Origin of the sequence: Priestia flexa NBRC 15715, from assembly GCF_001591565.1 — a bacterium.
GTDB lineage: Bacteria > Bacillota > Bacilli > Bacillales > Bacillaceae_H > Priestia > Priestia flexa.
Map to the genome: position 1 here is coordinate 15586 of NZ_BCVD01000032.1, position 17160 is coordinate 32745.

Here is a 17160-nt window from a genome sequence, read left to right on the forward strand (position 1 = left end):
CTATTGTTTAAAAAGATGAAAACTTCTCCTCTTCAACTATATCTTGTAAATCATAGGATGTAATGGTGATAATCGGGTATTCACTCTTTTCAGCCTTATCTTGGGCTACTTTTAGCATAAATTTTGGGCTACCCTCATGCTCTTCATCATATACAAGGCAAATCCCATCGCTTTTTTCAATTAAAAATTGATTTTTCAAGCGGAACTGATTAGGACTTTCATACTTCTTTTTTGTAATGCTATCCACAAAATCAGCTTGGCTCACGATAAATTCATAAAGTTCTTTATTCGCTTCGTTCCACTTCTCTTCCTGATCTAAAAAAGGGGTTAATACACCAAGCTGTAGCTGGGGGTATTCCAGCTGCAGGTCAAATATCACTTCAGCAGCCCACAATTCTACACCGAGCTGGCCACTGATTAGGACCCATTCAAGCCCTTCTTCAATGAGCGGTACTAAACGCTTCATTACTGCTTTTTTTATGTATGAAATACCAGGGTGCTGATCATTAAAAATCCCTAATTCAAATGGTTTATACCCTGAAATTGTCAGCACTTTCATCGTGTAAGCACTCCTTTAAATATAAGAATAGGAACTGAAATATTCAGCTCCTATCAATTGATTTATTTCTTATTAAAATCTTCTTTTTGCACCTGGATATCCTGGCATCATGCCGTTTTCCATCGCTCCTGCTACTTGATTGCCTTGACCTGGCATCATACCTGGCATCATACCTGGCATTTGAGCACCAGCCACTTGGTTGGGCATTCCTGGAGACATTGCCCCACCTACTTGTGTAGGAAATTGTTGTGCACCACCAAAGAACTGTTGGCTTGTTTGTTGATTTACAACAGATTGTGTTTGTGGAAAATAGTGTACATGTTTAAAATTCGTTTGATTCACTAGCGTGTTATGGCTTGGGTGAATATGAGGTACAACTACCTCCTGATTGTTAAACTGTGTACAACATTTTGTTGGGTGCACGATTGGTGGCATGCACTTTACTGGTCTTGGATACATGATGTTTTCCCCTTTCACTGTTTAGTTATTACATTACTACAGTATGTGATAAGGGGTGTACATGTACTAATGTAAACACCTATTTTCTAAAACTACATCAAAGAAAAGTACGTGTTTTTCATGCTACTAAAAATAATTACCGTCAAACAAATAATTGCGAAAAATGATACCAAAATGACATTTTTCATATTACTTCTCTCCATCTCACCAAAGTTCTATATTTTTGATATAAATTGCTAAAACAGCAATACAATGTCTTATTTTATCAACGACTGAAAAATAGAACAATATTTAAAATAGAGAAAACTAAAATTTAACAATTTGGAATTTTCAGTAATAAATTAACAATCATTATAAGTGAGATGTATACATTTTATCTTTATATCTAACCCGATTAATCCGCTTGTATAGAGCTTCTAGTTTATCATTTTCAATGAACGTTTGACTTTCTTCCGTCAGCTGTAAGGCTTTTTCTGCATAAAATACCCCACGCTCATAGTTTTTAAACTTATGTTCATATAATTTAGCAAGCTCAACAGCTGCTTCAGTTTGAAGAAGTATTGGCGCGTTGGAAACAACATATAAAAACAGCTCTTCTGCCTTTTCAAATTGCTTGTTACGCTTATGCTCAAAAGCAATAGCTCGGATCGCTTGATACTCTTCATCACTTTTTGCATTAGCCACATCTTCATACAATGCTAACGCCTCTTGTTTTTCACCGAGCTGTTCGTACCAACGAGCGACTTCAAATTTCTCTTTCAACGTAGCTTTATGCTCAGAGAGAAGTTGCTTTGACAGGTGAATATAGAGCGTAATTAAAGAGAGGATATCTGATTCATTATGATCCATTACTTCAAATAACCCTTGAGGATTTTTGCTTTCTATGAAATCAAAATAAATCATTGGTGCTAAAAACCCTGGGACATCATTAACACGTTCAACCCCCAGCACCTCTTTTTCAACATTTGCAAGCTTAACAGAATCCATTTTATGTTTCCAAAGCCTTCTTGAAGCGTGTAGTAAATCAAAATGCCCAAACTTAGGAAGTTTCGGTAAATGGTCTCTTAATAACGTGTGTCTTGTTTTTACATGAGGCCAATCAAAAGACTTTCCGTTATAAGTGACGAGCGTTGTATAATCAACGGCTTTTAAAAAGCTTTCGTAAAACGCAACTTCACCGCTTGGCTCGGTTAACACATGCTGCCTAAATATCACTTCATCTTCTATCACCTGTGCATAGCCCAGTAAAAAGATAGTCGTTCCTGTTCCCGTACTCAACCCCGTCGTTTCTGTATCGAAGAAAAACAAATCCGACATTTTATGCCCTTTTGCAGAAAGTGGATGTGATAGCGGAGACTTATTCCATGCTTCTATCACTTTCTGTAGTTCTGAAAATGCATAATGTCCGTGACGATAGCCAATTGGATAGCGCACTTCACGAATCATGCAGTAGTTATCCTCGCTAAAATAAGGCTTAGCAAATTTTTCATTCCACTGCTGTTCATAGGCTATTCGTTGATGATTAACCGGTTCACTTTTTAAAACAGGCACTTTCTCTTCCACATGCAAATGCTTTTTCATTCGATTAAGCTTATTTTTCAACGACATTTCTTGCACCTACCTTGCTAATAATAGCTGAAGCAGTGAGAGCGCATCCTGTTTAGCATGTTCACCTTGCCCCTCTAATCCAATACAGGATGGACAGCCGCTTTCACAATGACAAGTAGCAATAAGCTGCTGCGCTTCTTCTAACACTTCTTTCATTTGTTCGTATACTTTATCACTCAGTCCAATTCCACCAGGGTAACGATCATATAAAAAGATGGTTGGCTCTTCATTATGAACGGCTTTCACTTGCGGAACAACATGTAAATCAGAAGGGTCACACATCACCATTAACGGTGCAATTGACTGAATGGTAGTAGCAACTGATAATAGAGCCTGTTCTAATCGTTCTTCTGACTCTTGGAATACTTCTTTTGAAAAACTAAGCCAAACTGCATTGGTATGCAGCTCTTCCTCAGGCAAATGAATTGGACCTGACCCAATGTTTTCATGCGTCTCAAATTTAATCTTCTTAAAAATAGTAGCCATCGCGCTTACCATTACATCTCCGTATCCCATCGTATAAGAAGGTGCTTTCGTTTCTTTATCGGCTTCCAACACTTTTAAGTTAACGGCTAAATTGGCGTCTGTAAAATAATCAGCGGTGACTTCACGTACGTATGCTTTTTTTTCATCCCAATCTAAATACTCAACTTGATATTGAATACCTTGATGTAAATAAATAGCTTCATCATGTAAAAGCGTCATGGCACTGAAACGGTCCATCTCTCCGATGACCTTTACGTTGGCGACGTCTGACTGATCAATAATAACGACATTTTCTTGTGAAGCAGATCTCAAACTGATATTGTGAGCTGGAAATGAATCGTTCATCCAATACCACTTATCACCGCTTAGGTGAATCACGCGCTCTTCTCCTAAAAACTCCAATACATCTTCAATATCCACACCGTCAAACGTTTCTCCTTGCTTAAAGGGTAGTTCATAGGAGGCACACTTTAAATGATCCACTAAGATCACTAAGTTATCAGGATTAATGCGTGCCCTTTCAGGGTTACGACTGAAGAAATATTCAGGGTTTTGAATCATATATTGATCCAGCGGGCTCGAACTAGCAACCATCACAATAACGGCTTCTCCGTGTCTGCGCCCTGCACGTCCAGCTTGTTGCCAAGCACTTGCAACTGTTCCAGGATAACCTGTCATCACACATACTTGCAGCTGCCCAATATCTACTCCAAGCTCTAGTGCATTTGTGCTGACGACCCCATAAATTTCTCCTCTACGCAGTCCCTTTTCAATTTCACGTCTCTGCTTAGGTAAGTATCCCCCCCGGTACCCTTGAATCGATTTACCTTTCAGCTGATTTTTTACAAGCTCTTGTAAATACGTTAAGATAATTTCAACCCGAACGCGACTTCGAGCAAAAACGATTGTTTGGATTTTATTCTTCAAAAACTCTCCTGCGATGTTACGAACCTCCAGCGTAGCGCTTCTCCTAATATTTAGTGGCTTATTTACGACGGGTGGGTTGTAAAAGATAAAATGTTTTTTTCCACTCGGTGCTCCGTTATTATCGACAAGCTCCACCTGCTCTCCTAAAAGATGCTCTGCAAGCTCTTTTGGATTGGCAATTGTAGCGGACGTACATATAAACACTGGGTTACTGCCATAATAGCGGCATATTCGCTTCAAGCGTCGAATAACGTTTGCTACGTGGCTTCCGAATACGCCTCGATACGTATGAAGCTCATCAATAACGATATACTTTAAATTCTCAAACAACGATACCCATTTTGTATGATGAGGCAAAATAGCAGAGTGAAGCATATCAGGATTTGTAATGACAACATGACCCGCTTTGCGCACCTTTTGACGAATATTAGCTGGCGTGTCTCCATCGTATGTGTAGCTGTTAATTGAAACGTCCATTTCTTCAATCAGTTCATTTAGCTCCGTCTTTTGGTCTTGTGCAAGAGCTTTTGTTGGAAACAAATATAGCGCACGGGACTGCTCATTTTCCATGATACTTTGAAGGACAGGAAGGTTGTAACAAAGCGTCTTTCCTGAAGCAGTAGGCGTAACGGCAACTACATTTTTCTTCTCATACGCATATGTAAAAGCTGTAGCTTGATGCGTATAAAGCGATAGAATTCCTCTCTTCTCTAATCCCGCACGTATTTTCTCATGAATTTGTGAAGGAAAAGGACTTGTTTTTGCTTCTTTTTCTTCAATTGTATGCCAATGAACGATGTTGGATTTAAACTGTTCATTCGTTTGCAACACGTTCATTACTTCTTGTAAATTTTTACGTATTTTCATCTTCATCACCTAGCTTTATTTTAACGAATTTAAGGCTTGTTTCAAATCATTAGTTTTTGTATGTTTTTTCAAAAAAGGGACATCGTAACAACTAGGAGGTGGACAACATGGGAAATCCTTATTTATGTCCAAGCTGTAAAACAAACCGAACGCGCTTTAATATCATTGAGCAAAAAGCTACGGCAGTCAAATTAGATCCTCGCTCTGGTGACGTTGTAACAGAATATACCAATGATTCACTAGATGCTTTCCATGCGCCATACCGTGGCCCAGAACGCCGCATTCAGTGCGCAGCATGTGGTTTAATTGAAGATGAATATACATTTGTAAAACACGCTGAAAGCAAGCAACTATCATAAAAAATACCGCCATAGAGGAATGGCGGTATTTTATTACTTTTATAAAACTGCTTCAATAGCCTTTTTTATTTCCATAGACGGACGCTCGCACGCAAAATCTTTACATACATAAATGGTCGACTCACCTCTTTGGTCATAGCTCTCTAGGAAATCAGCATGTGGCATCAGTTCGTTTTTATTCCCAACCAACCATACAACTTCTGGTATAAATGACGTCTTCAAAAGCTGTATTTCTTCTACTTTACCTTTAGTTAACACAACCATTTCTTTTATCCCGATTGCTTGTTCAAGCCGCGCTTGTAAAAACTGCGTATGGCTACTGGCTTGCATTCGAATAAGTGAATAAAACGTTCGCTCCATCTTTTCAACCATTTGTAATAACTTTTCGTTTCCTGTTCGGTGACCTAAACGTAAAAGCTGGCAAACGGCGACGCTATTACCGGATGGGAGAGCACCATCGTACACTTCTTTTTCACGCACAAGCAGTTGCTCTGCATCACTTCCAGTAAAGAAAAACCCGCCTTTGTCTTCATCCCAAAATAATGAAGTCATATTCTCTGCAAGTGCTTTCGCCTTCGTAAGATAATCTACTTTGAGTGTCGCATCGTAAAGATCGTTATAAGCCCATAATAAAAACGCATAGTCATCAATTAAACCTTTTTCCTTTACTTCTCCTTCACGATAGCGAACCATTAAGCGCTCCGTCTCGTACATATTTTCGTGGATAAAAAGCGCAGCCTGCTCAGCTAGCTCTGTAAATGTTTCATTTTGCAATGTCCGACCCGCTTTTGCTAATGCGCTTATAATCAAGCCATTCCAAGATGTTAAAATCTTATCATCAACGTGAGGGTATATGCGTTTTTGACGCTCTTTTAACAGTTTTTCATTGCATTTTTTTAGCTTAGTTTCCGTTTCTTCAACGGATTGTTTACTGCGCTTGGCTAGCTCTTCTATTTCCGTTGGAATTAAATGAAGGTGGTTCTTGCCTTCAAAGTTCCCTTCTTCCGTAATGCTATATGCACTGCAGACAAACTCGGCTTCCTCTTCAGTGAAAAGGTTTGTTATTTCTTCTTTTGACCATACGTAATAGGTTCCTTCTGCTCCTTCTGAGTCAGCGTCAATCGCTGAATAGAATGCACCCGTTTGACTATCTCTCATTTCACGAATTAAAAATGTGATACTCTCTTCAATTATTTCACGATAGCGCTGTTTCTTCGTCATTTGATATGCTTCAATATAAGCATGTAGCAACAGCCCTTGGTCATAGAGCATTTTTTCAAAGTGCGGAATCATCCATTGTTGATCTGTTGAATACCTCGCAAATCCACCACCAATTTGATCATAGAGACCGCTTGAGGCTAACGAATCAAGCGTTTTTTCAACCATTAACAGCGCCGTATCATTATTGGTTAATCGATGATATCGAAGCAAAAATGTCAGCGTATGCGGCATTGGAAATTTCGGTGATTGCCCAAATCCTCCATACACTGGATCAAATTGACCAACGAGCTGCTGAAATGCTTGATGAAGGGTGGCTTCATCAAGTGTGCTGTCTGAAGGAATATGTACAGAAGCTTTTAAACCTTTTACAACCTGCTCTCCTACCTTTTCAACAAAGGACCGCTCATGCAGAAACTTTTCAGCGAGCTGTGGTAGCGCATCCATCATACCTGGTCTATTATAAGCGCTATTCTTTGGGAAATAGGTACCCGCATAAAACGGTTTTTGGTCAGGTGTTAAAAAGACGTTTAAAGGCCAACCTCCGTGATTGGTCATCATTTGGCATACGCGCATGTAAATGGAATCGATATCTGGTCGCTCTTCGCGGTCTACTTTAATTGCAATAAAGTGTCTATTTAATAAATCTGCGACTTCTTCATCTTCAAAGCTTTCTTTTTCCATCACGTGGCACCAATGACAAGTGCTATATCCAATTGATACAAATACAGGCTTATTTTCACGCCTGGCTTTTTCAAAGGCTTCTTCTCCCCACGGATACCAATTAACTGGGTTATGTGCGTGCTGTAGCAGATAAGGAGATTTCTCATGAATCAGTGCGTTAGTATATTTTTGCATCTTTACACCTTCTTTCTATAATGATAGTTTACCGCCTTCTATTACTTTCTCCAAATGAACTAGGGTTAGCTCATCATTTATTTTTGTAGTTCTTATCACGAAAAAGCCTTTCTTTTGATAAAGACAAATAGCTGGCATATTCTTTGAAGCCGTTGAAATAGATATCTTAGTAGCTGAATAGTTTTTTTCTACAAAGGCTAGTAATTTTTGAGCAATTCCTTGTTTAAAATGCGCAGGATCAATAAACAACCGGTAAATATCTAACTCTTTCCCCAGCACTTTAAACGAAATAACGCCGGCTAACGTGTCTTCTATGTAGTATCCCAAAAATATCTCTTTAGATTGTTGTAGGTGGAGGAGCGTTTCTTGCAAAGGTGGAATCTGACGACTACGAATAATTGATGCTTCAACTTCGTATGATCGTTTTTGTAAAGCTAAAATGGCTTTTGCTTGCTGATTATTTAGCACACTATTTTCTTTAATCATTTGTTCCTCCATCTGTTTGTCTTCTTTACTTTTCTATCATTATAACTTATCTGGTTCTTAACGTTAAAAAAATAAAGTGATTCTGTTCTAAATAGCCGTGCTTGTTGATATGTATAAAAGGACAAAACAACTAGTCTACACACCAAAGGAGAGAAATTAAATGAATAGTAGCTTTTTCAACTTCGACAAGATGTTAACACCTTCTATCATTAAAATTGTCTTCATTATTGTCTCTGTCTTAACCATTCTATTAGGTTTTGGATTTATTGTAAGTGGAATTAATAGCATGTATGGTGGTGGTTCCCTTGTCTTTTTAGGCCTAGCATTAATTGTGGTGGGGCCACTATTTACGCGCATTTACTGTGAAACCCTAATTGTTGTATTTAAAATGCATGAAGCTCTTCATAAAATGGCAGAAATAAAGAATCAAGAATAAAAAAAGCGATGCGGTTTAAACCGCATCGCTTTTTCATCATTGTACTGCTTTTTCAATTTCTTTCGCCATCTCAGCTACTGAAAGTAGTCCCCCACCTGATAAGTACCAGTAGTTCGGATCTAAATAAACAATGTTTCCTTCTTTATAAGCTTTTGTTTTTTTGATTAGCTCGTTTTCTAGCGCTTGCTTAGCAGATGATTCCCCACCTACAACTGCGCTACGATCCACTACAAACAAGTAATCAGGATTCTTCTCTACAATGTATTCAAACGACACGCCTTGACCATGCGTGGAAGCTTCGATACCAGCATCAACTGGCGTAATTCCTAGTTCATCATGAATGATACCAAAGCGTGAGCCTGGTCCATATGCGCTTACTTTTCCTTCGTTAACAAGAACAATTAAACCATTTTTCTTTGAAGCTTGAGCTTCTTCTTTCACAGTTGCCATTGTTTTTTCAACAGCCGCTACCTCTTTTTCTACCTCTGCTTCTTTGCCAAAGATTTCGCCTAACGTTTGTGCATTTTTCTTAAATGAAGTCATATAGTTCTCTGTGTCTAAACCCATATGAATTGTCGGTGCAATCTTTGTAAACTCGTCGTATTGATCAGCTTGACGCCCTGAAATAATGATTAAATCTGGATTGATTTCGCTGATTTTTTCAAAGTCAGGTTCTTTTAATCCTCCTACATTTTCATACTTCTTATCTTCATATTTTGATAGATAAGAAGGCATGCTATCCTGCGGAACACCAGTTACGTTGATTCCTAATTTGTCCATAGAATCTAATGTACCAAAATCAAAGACTACTATCTTATCTGGATTTTTATCTACTTTTGTTTCTCCTAATTCATGCTGAACCGTGATTGTTTCTTCCTTTTTCGTTTCTTTCTTTTCATTGTCTGCAGTCGTGCTAGCTTCATTTGATCCGCAAGCCGCAACTATAACTGCAAGCAACGCTGCTAGAAATACCATATATAACTTCTTCATCTAACTTCCATCCTTTTCGCTGTATTTAAAATATATGTGAATTACTCTAATCATAAGCTGCTATTTTCGCACTTCATGTAAAGGGCCCCGCGCTAAACAACCTCTTAATGGATTAAAATAACAATCACCTTGATCTAAGCTGAAAAATAAACGCCTATCTTGTTTCCATCAATTGTTTGAATAGGAATATGCATATCATAGACGTCTAAAAGAACATCTTCTTTAATAATTTCAGAAGTTGCTCCATGCTTAATGAGTTGTCCATTCTTTAAAGCAACAATATAATCTGAATAGCATGAGGCAAAATTAATGTCGTGAATGACAATAATAATCGTTTTCCCTAGCTCATCCACAAGCCTTCTTAAAACCTTCATGATTTGAACAGAATGCTTCATATCTAAATTATTTAAAGGTTCATCAAGTAAGATATAATCCGTATTTTGAGCTAAGACCATTGCAATATATGCTCGTTGCCTCTGCCCACCGCTTAGCTCATCAATATACTTATGCTGCATATCTTCAAGCTCCATATATGCAATCGCTTCATCTATATAAGCTATATCTTCTTTCTTTAACTTTCCTTGTGAATAAGGAAACCTACCAAATGATACGAGTTCTCGAATCGTAAGTCGCATCGTTAAATGGTTTGTTTGTTTTAAGATTGAAATTTTCTTTGCTAATTCGTTGCTTTTTGAGTTCATCACATCGTGACCTTCTAATAGAATCTCACCTTCATCTCTCTTTAAGATGCGACTAATCATAGATAGCAGCGTACTTTTCCCTGCTCCATTCGGTCCGATGAATGACGTAATCTTTCCCTTTTGAATTTGAACAGATACATCATCTATTACTTTTTTGTTTCCGTACTTTTTTGTCACGCCGTTAACAGTAATCATGTTCTACTCCCCTTCAATAAAAGATAAAGAAAATACACGCCACCAATAAAGTTAATAATGACGCTGAGCGTTGTTGAAAACGTGAAGACGCGTTCAACAACTAGTAAACCACCTACTAAAGAGAAAATACTAATGATAATAGAGCCACTTAGAAGATACGTGTGGCGATACGTTTTAAATACTTCGTGCGCTACGTTAACAACCAGCAAGCCTAAGAAAGTAATGGGTCCAACCAATGCTGTTGCAATAGAAATAAAGATAGCAATTAACACAAGAAGCTTTTTTGTCACTGCATCATAGTCAATTCCAAGGTTAATGGCTTCTTCTCTCCCAAGTGATAAAACGTCTAAATATTTAACATACCGAGACCCATATACGCTTAGTATGATAATTAATAAGAAAGATAGAAAAAGCAGTTCTGTCTGAACATTATTAAAGCTCGCAAACATTCGATCTTGTACCATTAGAAATTCATTCGGATCAATTAATACTTGCATGAAGGAAGAGACACTTTGGAAAAACGTTCCAAAAATCAACCCGACTAACAGTAAAAAATAAATGTTACTTTTTCCTTCTTTTTTAAACAACATTTGATAGAGAAGCATGGCAAACAAAACCATCCCTACAATGGAAATTGCAAAGTTTATATTTTTATTCACCGTCACAATATTCATTGAACCGAATAGAAAAATAAGAATGGTCTGAATAAGCATATACAAAGAGTCTAATCCAATAATACTAGGCGTTAAAATCCGATTGTTAGTGATTGTTTGAAACACCACGGTGGAAACTGCAATGGAAAATCCCGTTAGGATAATTGCTGCTAATTTCTCTAGACGCCTTGGCAGAATATAGTCCCAATTACCATTTGATTGATAAAATAAAAATAATAAAGTTACGCCAACTGCCACGGTTGCTAAAACTATTAATTTTAATCGATTACTCATAAGCCTTTCTCCTAATCAACATGTACAAGAATATCCCACTACCAATGACGCCAACCATCATACCAATGGAAATCTCGTATGGATAAATGATAACTCGTCCTAAAATATCACAAGTCAATACAAAAACCGCTCCAAGCAAAGCTGTTTGCGGAAGACTGTTTTTCAAATGATCTCCAGCATATATTGACACAATATTCGGAATGATTAATCCTAAAAAAGGAATCATTCCAACCGTTAATAGTACGATAGATGACACAAGTGCTACGATGACTAACCCAATGTTCACAACCTGCTTAAATGGTAACCCTAGATTGGTAGCAAAGTCCTCTCCCATTCCTGCAATCGTAAATTTATTAGCATACAAGTAGGCAATAATCATCAGTGGAACACTTAAATAGATTAACTCATATTGTCCTGAAATAATGGTAGAGAAATCACCTTGCAACCAAGAGCCAATGCTTTGAATCAAATCATTTTTATAAGCAAAAAATGTCGTTATGGAACCAATGACATTACCAAACATCAAACCAACAAGAGGAATAAAAATTCGATCTTTTACTTTGATAGAATCTAAAATCTTCATAAAGATGAAGGTTCCAATTAAAGCGAAAACAAATGCAACCAACATTTTTTGAATTGGACTAGCTGATGTGAATAACATCAATGCTACCAAAACACCTAAGCGTGCAGAATCCATGGTTCCAGCGGTCGTTGGAGAAACAAATTTATTTCTCGTCAGCTGCTGCATAATCAATCCACATATACTTAAGCTTACTCCAGCAATAATGATGCTAATCAATCGTGGAAAACGACTAATTAGTAGCACTTGAATTTGCTCTTGATCAAAGGATAAGACCCCATAAATATTTACTGGTGATACGCCGATAAATAACGAAATAAGCGATAATAAAAATAGTAAAATAATAAGATACCTAATTTTCACGCTGCTACTCTTCCTTACTATGTATAATTTAAAAATATCAATAACGATAATCATTATCAGTTCATGGTAAAAAATAAAATGATGTCTCCATCACTGGTCTTGTTATCCTCTCACTTATTATATGATAGTGAAAATCATTATCATATGTCAATAGGATCCCCCTATTTTTTTCTTTATTTCCACTTAAAAACTTGTTTAAACAAGTTTTTAAGTGGAAATAACCTCCATTTGTACTTACATGACAAACGGAGAATACTTATTACAGTAAATTACATCGAATTTTATTTAACGTTGACAAGCAGGTTGCTAACTCTTCTTCTGTTAACCCCTCTGACGCATCATTAATTGTTTGCTGTGCTAGTTTTTCTAATTCCAACTGGATGTTTTTCCCATATTCTGTTAGATAAATTAAATTAATTCGACGATCCGTTATATGTGGAACTCGCTTTACTAACTCACGCTTAATCATGTTATCAATTAGACGTGATACGCTTGCTTGATCGCGTTCATTTTGAATAGCTAGCTGATTTTGAGTTTGGCCATCTTTTTCATATAGTCGACTCATAATCTGCCACTGCTCATATGTAAGTGGATAATTGTTATTTTTAAAATGATGATTTAAACGGTTCATCATTAAGCGTGAGGCGTGAAACAATCGATATCCTAGTGAATCATCTAATTTATAGCTTTCCTTGTTCATGCTTCCGTGCACCCCTTTTGGTTTAGTTTATCGTACCTTCGTATAAATGTCTATGTACAATCTACGTAAATGCATATTAACTCTTTATATTCGGAATACTACTAATACAATTTCAGTGGCCAAAGGAGATTTGTTATGTCAGTTGTAATAGTAACAGCAATCCTCGAAGTAAAGCCAGGTTCTGAGGAAAAACTATATGATGTCTTGCTAAACGTATTGGCACCCTCAAAAAGCGAAAATGGCTACATTCGATATGACCTGCATCGATCTATTGACAATCCCTCCACCTTTGTTTTCTACGAACAATGGCGAGACAAGCATGCTTTAGATGAACATTTATCGAGTGCTCGCTACAAAAACTATCAGAAACAAACAGAAGTTCTCACTTTAAATCGTACGGTTCATTTATTAAAGCTTGTAAATCCTTAAAATAAAAAATCACCCTTTGTTCTCTTTTACTATTTACGCTATAATGAAGAAGCTCTTTAGTTGCTTTTCTCTTACATATTATTAAGCTAAGAGCAATTTTTGTTTCAAACAGAAAGGATAAACATATGTTTTCAATTCGTGAATACACCGTAGAAAAATTGCAAGATCCATTTGGAATGTTATCAGGTGAACGCTATGAGTTTCACCTTTATATCGACGTAGATGAAGAAGATGAACTATATACAGGCAGTGACTTAGGTCTCCGAACACTTTATATTATTAATGATGGCAAATCTTCTATTTCTCAACCTTATTTCTATGAAATCTCTACTAATAAGGTGTTAGATTTTGAACTAGAAGATGATGAAGCTGTTGAAGTTCAAGCATTTTGTAGCAAGCATCTAGAAGCTGAAAATACAGGAGAATAAACAAAAAGAGGCTGGGACATAAGTAATTCAGCCAATGATAAATCTGAACGATTGAGAGCTCCTCACTTTTAATCGTTCAGGTTATTTTGATTGTGAAAACAATTTTGGAGACAAGGTGGAATGGAACGAACTTATTCTGACAACGTAAAGAGGTGAGAAAAGGTTTTGTTATGTTCCATCCTCTTTTTGTTTCTTTTTTTCTTCATGTTCCATTAGTTTTTTTACTATTTCTGTAGGCTTCCAGCAGTTAAACTGGTAGGATGGTTTCGTATCATACCCCAGCCTGGAACAAAAATACTTCATTCCATTTTCAAGCTTTATACTTCTAAAATGCTGACAGGTTGCACAACAGTGAAAATCCCGCACGGTTCTTCCCCCTTCTTCTTATCTTTTCTTGTATAATAAGTATATTATATTATCACTTTGCGTGTACTTAACATATGCTTCTAAGAACGCGAGTGCAAAACAGCTCTCACCTTATACGTAGATTACCTTTTTTATAGAAAGGAGGATTCGATGGAGTTTCTACAAGTACTACTTCCTATTTTCGGCATTTTCGCTCTTGGATTTATCGGCCAAAAGACCATTGGTTTTGATGCAAAAAACATTTCAAAAATGTCATTGTATCTAATGTCTCCTGTACTTGTCTTTCAAACGTTTTATACGAATCTAATATCTGTTACATATTTGTACCTAGGCGCTTTTTTACTCATTCTTTGCTTATCAATCATTGCGGTTGTCAGGCTAATTGGGTTTATCCGGAGTTATTCAACAACGGAAACATGTGGAATGATTCTCGCTTCTGCATTTATGAATAACGGTAACTACGGAACTCCTGTAGTCTTATTAGTATTCGGAGCGATGGGATTAGATATTGCAATTGTACTAATGGTTCTTCAACAGCTCATCATGTGTACCGTTGGGGTTTACTATGCTGCAAAAGGCAGTCCCGAGGCGAACGGAATCAAATCTGCTTTGCGTGCTGTTGCAACAATGCCAATTGTATACGGAGCCATCTTAGGGCTGACTTTTCAACTTCTACATATTACGCTAACTCCACCCGTTGAAGAAGCAGTTAGCTTAGTAGCAAGTGCGACAATTCCAACAGTTATGATTGTTCTAGGGATGCAGCTTGCTAATATCAAGTTAAAAAACATTGCGTTTCGCAAACTGTCTTTTTCGTTATCATTAAAATTATTAGTTTCACCAATTCTTGCATTTATCATTGTTCAATTTTTACCGATTGATCAAATGACAAAGCAAATACTCATTATTATGGCTGCCATGCCAACAGCAGCTAATACCACAATGTATGCGCTCGAGTATAACACTGACACCGAGTTTGTCTCATCATCCACGCTTATTAGCACCTGTTTGAGCCTTATTACTCTTCCGATTATATTGAGCGTTGTAGTCTAAATAAAAAAGAGGAACTGCTATGACAGTTCCTCTTTTTTATCATTTTTTAAAAATCCCGAACGGTTTTCCAATCGGAAGCACTTCTCTTCCAAAATGCGTATTCAATACTGCGGCTGCCGATCCATAGAATGACATAATTGCAATTAAAAGCTCTGAAAAAGCAGCTAATAAATGTGTGACATGGTACATAACATTAAACGAACTCAATGATAAACCAATAAATAAGAAATCGATAAGAACAAAAATAATGAAAAGAACTTTATTCGTTTCCATTGCTCCAACTGTCATAAATAAGCTGAAAATTAAATAGCCGATAAAAGCCATACCTAATTGTCGCCCATCAACTACTGCGAGTTCTTCTCCAAAAACCCCTAGCTGCATTAACCATGAAGCAGCTACACCGAACCAGAACAATCCGAATGCTCCAAATGCAGTCATACCAAACGTATTATTATGCTTGCCATCTTGAATAGCTGCGAACAATTGCGCAAGACCACCTAAGAAAATAGCCCACGGCAAAATAAAAGCTAATCCATCTGTTAAGCCCAGCTTTTGTGATGATGCTACTAGCGTCACCATTGCCAAACCGAATAACCCAATAGCTGATGGATCAGCAGTGGTAATCTTTACTTCTTGTGCTTTAACTTGACTCATTCTTTACCTCCTAAAATACACATGCTTAAATAAGGTACTTGTTTATTGAGAAGCTGTCAATACATTTTTGTAAAATAGAAAAAGCTACCTTAAATAAGGTAGCTTTTAACGATTTAAATTAAAGTTTTACAACGTTTTCAGCTTGAGGACCACGTTGACCTTCAACGATTTCAAACTCTACGCTTTGGCCTTCTTCTAATGTTTTGAATCCGTCTGTTTGAATAGCTGAGAAATGAACGAATACGTCATTTTCTCCTGGAACTTCGATGAACCCAAATCCTTTTTCACTATTAAACCATTTTACTGTACCTTTAGTAGCCATAAAAAAACCTCCAAAAAAATGTAAAAAATTTAATATGTTACTCTATATTTACACCGTAAATAAAAAATTCACATATTATAAAGACTTTCTACTACGAAGTAGATCTCCTTTATAACACGTGAATTGTGTATCAACCATCTAGTTCGCAATAAATCCTCTCATTCTGAAATAAGTGAGAGCACTTAATTTTTTATTTAAAAATTAAAAATGTTTACGTTTTCATTCTACAATAACTTTTTCTAAAATGCAAGAGAGAACGGTAGTTTTTTACATTCTTCTTTTCTTGATTTAAAAAAGAATACAAAGCCGAATCAACAGGTTCGGCTCTCACCTCTCTATTATGTAAGCATATTGTCTAAATCTTCATCGATGACTTCTTTACGCTTATTTTGTAGCGTTTCAAATAACAATCGTGCTTCTACTTCTGTTAAAGCAAAGGTTGTTTTCTCATGTTCATTCCCTGTTTCGCTTCGTATAATCAATAAGCTTTCTTCAATTCCACGGTTCATTTTTACCACTCCTTTTTGGCTTAGTATAAGCTTATTTCAAATTTCTATGTATGTTTTCACCTCGTTTAACGAAAGCTAACGAACGAAAATTATTTCACAAGGAGGAATGAGACATGATAAAAAAATCACTTTTTGTAGCAGTTAGTTTCGCAACAATTTTATCATTATTTGGTTGTAACACTACAGACCAAGGAAAAGATGGCCTCATTAATGACGATACGGTCCGCAACGTTTCATATGAAAATGAAATGGATAACAATATGAATGACGTAACGCAAGAAAAAAAGCGTGATCAATATGCTGAATCACGCATGGAAGTAGCAAACGGTGCAGCCGATCGAGTAAATGCATTAAGTGAAGTGAAAAATGCAAACGTTGTTATAATGAATCGTGATGCGTATGTTGCAGCAGTTTTAGAAGATAAAAAAGAAGGCAAGTTAACAAAAGAAATGGAAACAAAAATTGCTGATGAGGTTAAAAAATCTAACAACAACATTCAAGAAGTATATGTTTCAACAAACCCAGATTTTGTTGATCGCATGAATAGTTATGTTAACAAGTTGGAAGATGGACAGCCAATTACCGGCATTATCGACGAATTTAATGAAGTAGTACGCCGAGTATTTCCGAACAATCGTTAATTAAAAAGAGACTGAGATA

At 36.8% G+C, this 17160-nt stretch carries 20 protein-coding genes; 6 read left to right on the forward strand and 14 right to left on the reverse strand.

Annotated elements, in window-relative coordinates; translation table 11 throughout:
• Positions 1 to 7: 7 nt before the first annotated feature.
• The 4 genes from BFL01S_RS07650 to BFL01S_RS07665 form a co-directional block, all read right to left on the reverse strand.
• Positions 8 to 559: an SLOG family protein gene (locus BFL01S_RS07650; protein ID WP_025909363.1), complete on the reverse strand. Its 552-nt coding sequence runs from the start codon at positions 557 to 559 to the stop codon at positions 8 to 10.
• Positions 560 to 631: 72 nt separating this feature from the next.
• A complete protein-coding gene (locus tag BFL01S_RS07655; RefSeq protein ID WP_061785359.1) occupies positions 632 to 1018 on the reverse strand; it encodes a spore coat protein in 387 nt (128 codons plus the stop codon).
• A 351-nt stretch (positions 1019 to 1369) separates the two neighbouring features.
• Positions 1370 to 2626, reverse strand: a complete 1257-nt coding sequence (locus BFL01S_RS07660) for a ribonuclease H-like domain-containing protein (protein WP_061785360.1) — start codon at positions 2624 to 2626, stop codon at positions 1370 to 1372.
• A gap of 9 nt (positions 2627 to 2635) precedes the next feature.
• The gene (locus BFL01S_RS07665) at positions 2636 to 4906 is read right to left on the reverse strand and encodes a DEAD/DEAH box helicase (RefSeq protein ID WP_025909360.1); all 2271 of its coding nucleotides are present in this window, start codon (positions 4904 to 4906) and stop codon (positions 2636 to 2638) included.
• A gap of 107 nt (positions 4907 to 5013) precedes the next feature.
• On the opposite strand from BFL01S_RS07665, the gene BFL01S_RS07670 reads away from it, so the two are divergent.
• A complete protein-coding gene (locus BFL01S_RS07670; protein WP_025909359.1) occupies positions 5014 to 5265 on the forward strand; it encodes a hypothetical protein in 252 nt (83 codons plus the stop codon).
• Positions 5266 to 5304: 39 nt separating this feature from the next.
• On the opposite strand, the gene BFL01S_RS07675 is transcribed toward BFL01S_RS07670, so the two are convergent.
• Together BFL01S_RS07675 and BFL01S_RS07680 are read right to left on the reverse strand one after the other, a co-directional pair.
• On the reverse strand, positions 5305 to 7341 hold the full coding sequence (locus tag BFL01S_RS07675) for a thioredoxin domain-containing protein (protein ID WP_061785361.1): 2037 nt from the start codon (positions 7339 to 7341) through the stop codon (positions 5305 to 5307).
• Between the two features lie 15 nt (positions 7342 to 7356).
• The gene (locus tag BFL01S_RS07680; protein WP_061785362.1) at positions 7357 to 7827 is read right to left on the reverse strand and encodes a GNAT family N-acetyltransferase; all 471 of its coding nucleotides are present in this window, start codon (positions 7825 to 7827) and stop codon (positions 7357 to 7359) included.
• A 160-nt stretch (positions 7828 to 7987) separates the two neighbouring features.
• Here BFL01S_RS07680 and BFL01S_RS07685 point away from each other — a divergent pair, with 160 nt between their 5' ends.
• Positions 7988 to 8263 carry a DUF4282 domain-containing protein gene (locus tag BFL01S_RS07685; protein ID WP_025907150.1) on the forward strand — a complete coding sequence of 92 codons (276 nt, stop codon included), beginning with the start codon at positions 7988 to 7990 and terminating at the stop codon, positions 8261 to 8263.
• Between the two features lie 36 nt (positions 8264 to 8299).
• Here the strand turns inward: BFL01S_RS07685 and BFL01S_RS07690 are convergent, their stop codons facing one another.
• The 5 genes from BFL01S_RS07690 to BFL01S_RS07710 form a co-directional block, all read right to left on the reverse strand.
• Positions 8300 to 9253: a siderophore ABC transporter substrate-binding protein gene (locus BFL01S_RS07690; protein ID WP_061785363.1), complete on the reverse strand. Its 954-nt coding sequence runs from the start codon at positions 9251 to 9253 to the stop codon at positions 8300 to 8302.
• 134 nt (positions 9254 to 9387) lie between these two features.
• The gene (locus tag BFL01S_RS07695) at positions 9388 to 10149 is read right to left on the reverse strand and encodes an iron ABC transporter ATP-binding protein (RefSeq protein ID WP_061785364.1); all 762 of its coding nucleotides are present in this window, start codon (positions 10147 to 10149) and stop codon (positions 9388 to 9390) included.
• Positions 10146 to 11096: an iron chelate uptake ABC transporter family permease subunit gene (locus BFL01S_RS07700; protein ID WP_061785365.1), complete on the reverse strand. Its 951-nt coding sequence runs from the start codon at positions 11094 to 11096 to the stop codon at positions 10146 to 10148. Before BFL01S_RS07700 ends, BFL01S_RS07695 begins: the two co-directional genes overlap by 4 nt.
• Complete coding sequence (locus tag BFL01S_RS07705; protein WP_061785366.1) at positions 11089 to 12039, reverse strand: ABC transporter permease; 951 nt, start codon at positions 12037 to 12039, stop codon at positions 11089 to 11091. Before BFL01S_RS07705 ends, BFL01S_RS07700 begins: the two co-directional genes overlap by 8 nt.
• A gap of 259 nt (positions 12040 to 12298) precedes the next feature.
• Entirely contained in the window at positions 12299 to 12739 is a 441-nt protein-coding gene (locus tag BFL01S_RS07710) for a MarR family winged helix-turn-helix transcriptional regulator (protein ID WP_061785367.1), read from the reverse strand.
• A 135-nt stretch (positions 12740 to 12874) separates the two neighbouring features.
• Here BFL01S_RS07710 and BFL01S_RS07715 point away from each other — a divergent pair, with 135 nt between their 5' ends.
• The 3 genes from BFL01S_RS07715 (at position 12875) to BFL01S_RS07730 (ending at position 15015) form a co-directional block, all read left to right on the forward strand.
• A complete protein-coding gene (locus BFL01S_RS07715; protein WP_061785368.1) occupies positions 12875 to 13168 on the forward strand; it encodes a putative quinol monooxygenase in 294 nt (97 codons plus the stop codon).
• Positions 13169 to 13293: 125 nt separating this feature from the next.
• A complete protein-coding gene (locus BFL01S_RS07720) occupies positions 13294 to 13596 on the forward strand; it encodes a DUF6509 family protein (protein ID WP_061785369.1) in 303 nt (100 codons plus the stop codon).
• 516 nt (positions 13597 to 14112) lie between these two features.
• A complete protein-coding gene (locus BFL01S_RS07730) occupies positions 14113 to 15015 on the forward strand; it encodes an AEC family transporter (protein ID WP_061785371.1) in 903 nt (300 codons plus the stop codon).
• A 39-nt stretch (positions 15016 to 15054) separates the two neighbouring features.
• Here the strand turns inward: BFL01S_RS07730 and BFL01S_RS07735 are convergent, their stop codons facing one another.
• The 3 genes from BFL01S_RS07735 to BFL01S_RS20685 all read right to left on the reverse strand — a co-directional run bounded on the left by BFL01S_RS07735 (position 15055) and on the right by BFL01S_RS20685 (position 16500).
• On the reverse strand, positions 15055 to 15669 hold the full coding sequence (locus tag BFL01S_RS07735; protein WP_025907132.1) for an acetate uptake transporter: 615 nt from the start codon (positions 15667 to 15669) through the stop codon (positions 15055 to 15057).
• A gap of 118 nt (positions 15670 to 15787) precedes the next feature.
• The gene (locus BFL01S_RS07740; RefSeq protein WP_025907130.1) at positions 15788 to 15991 is read right to left on the reverse strand and encodes a cold-shock protein; all 204 of its coding nucleotides are present in this window, start codon (positions 15989 to 15991) and stop codon (positions 15788 to 15790) included.
• A gap of 338 nt (positions 15992 to 16329) precedes the next feature.
• A complete protein-coding gene (locus tag BFL01S_RS20685) occupies positions 16330 to 16500 on the reverse strand; it encodes a hypothetical protein (protein ID WP_167556154.1) in 171 nt (56 codons plus the stop codon).
• A 113-nt stretch (positions 16501 to 16613) separates the two neighbouring features.
• Here BFL01S_RS20685 and BFL01S_RS07745 point away from each other — a divergent pair, with 113 nt between their 5' ends.
• The gene (locus BFL01S_RS07745; RefSeq protein WP_138117180.1) at positions 16614 to 17141 is read left to right on the forward strand and encodes a YhcN/YlaJ family sporulation lipoprotein; all 528 of its coding nucleotides are present in this window, start codon (positions 16614 to 16616) and stop codon (positions 17139 to 17141) included.
• The last annotated feature ends 19 nt before the right edge of the window (positions 17142 to 17160 follow it).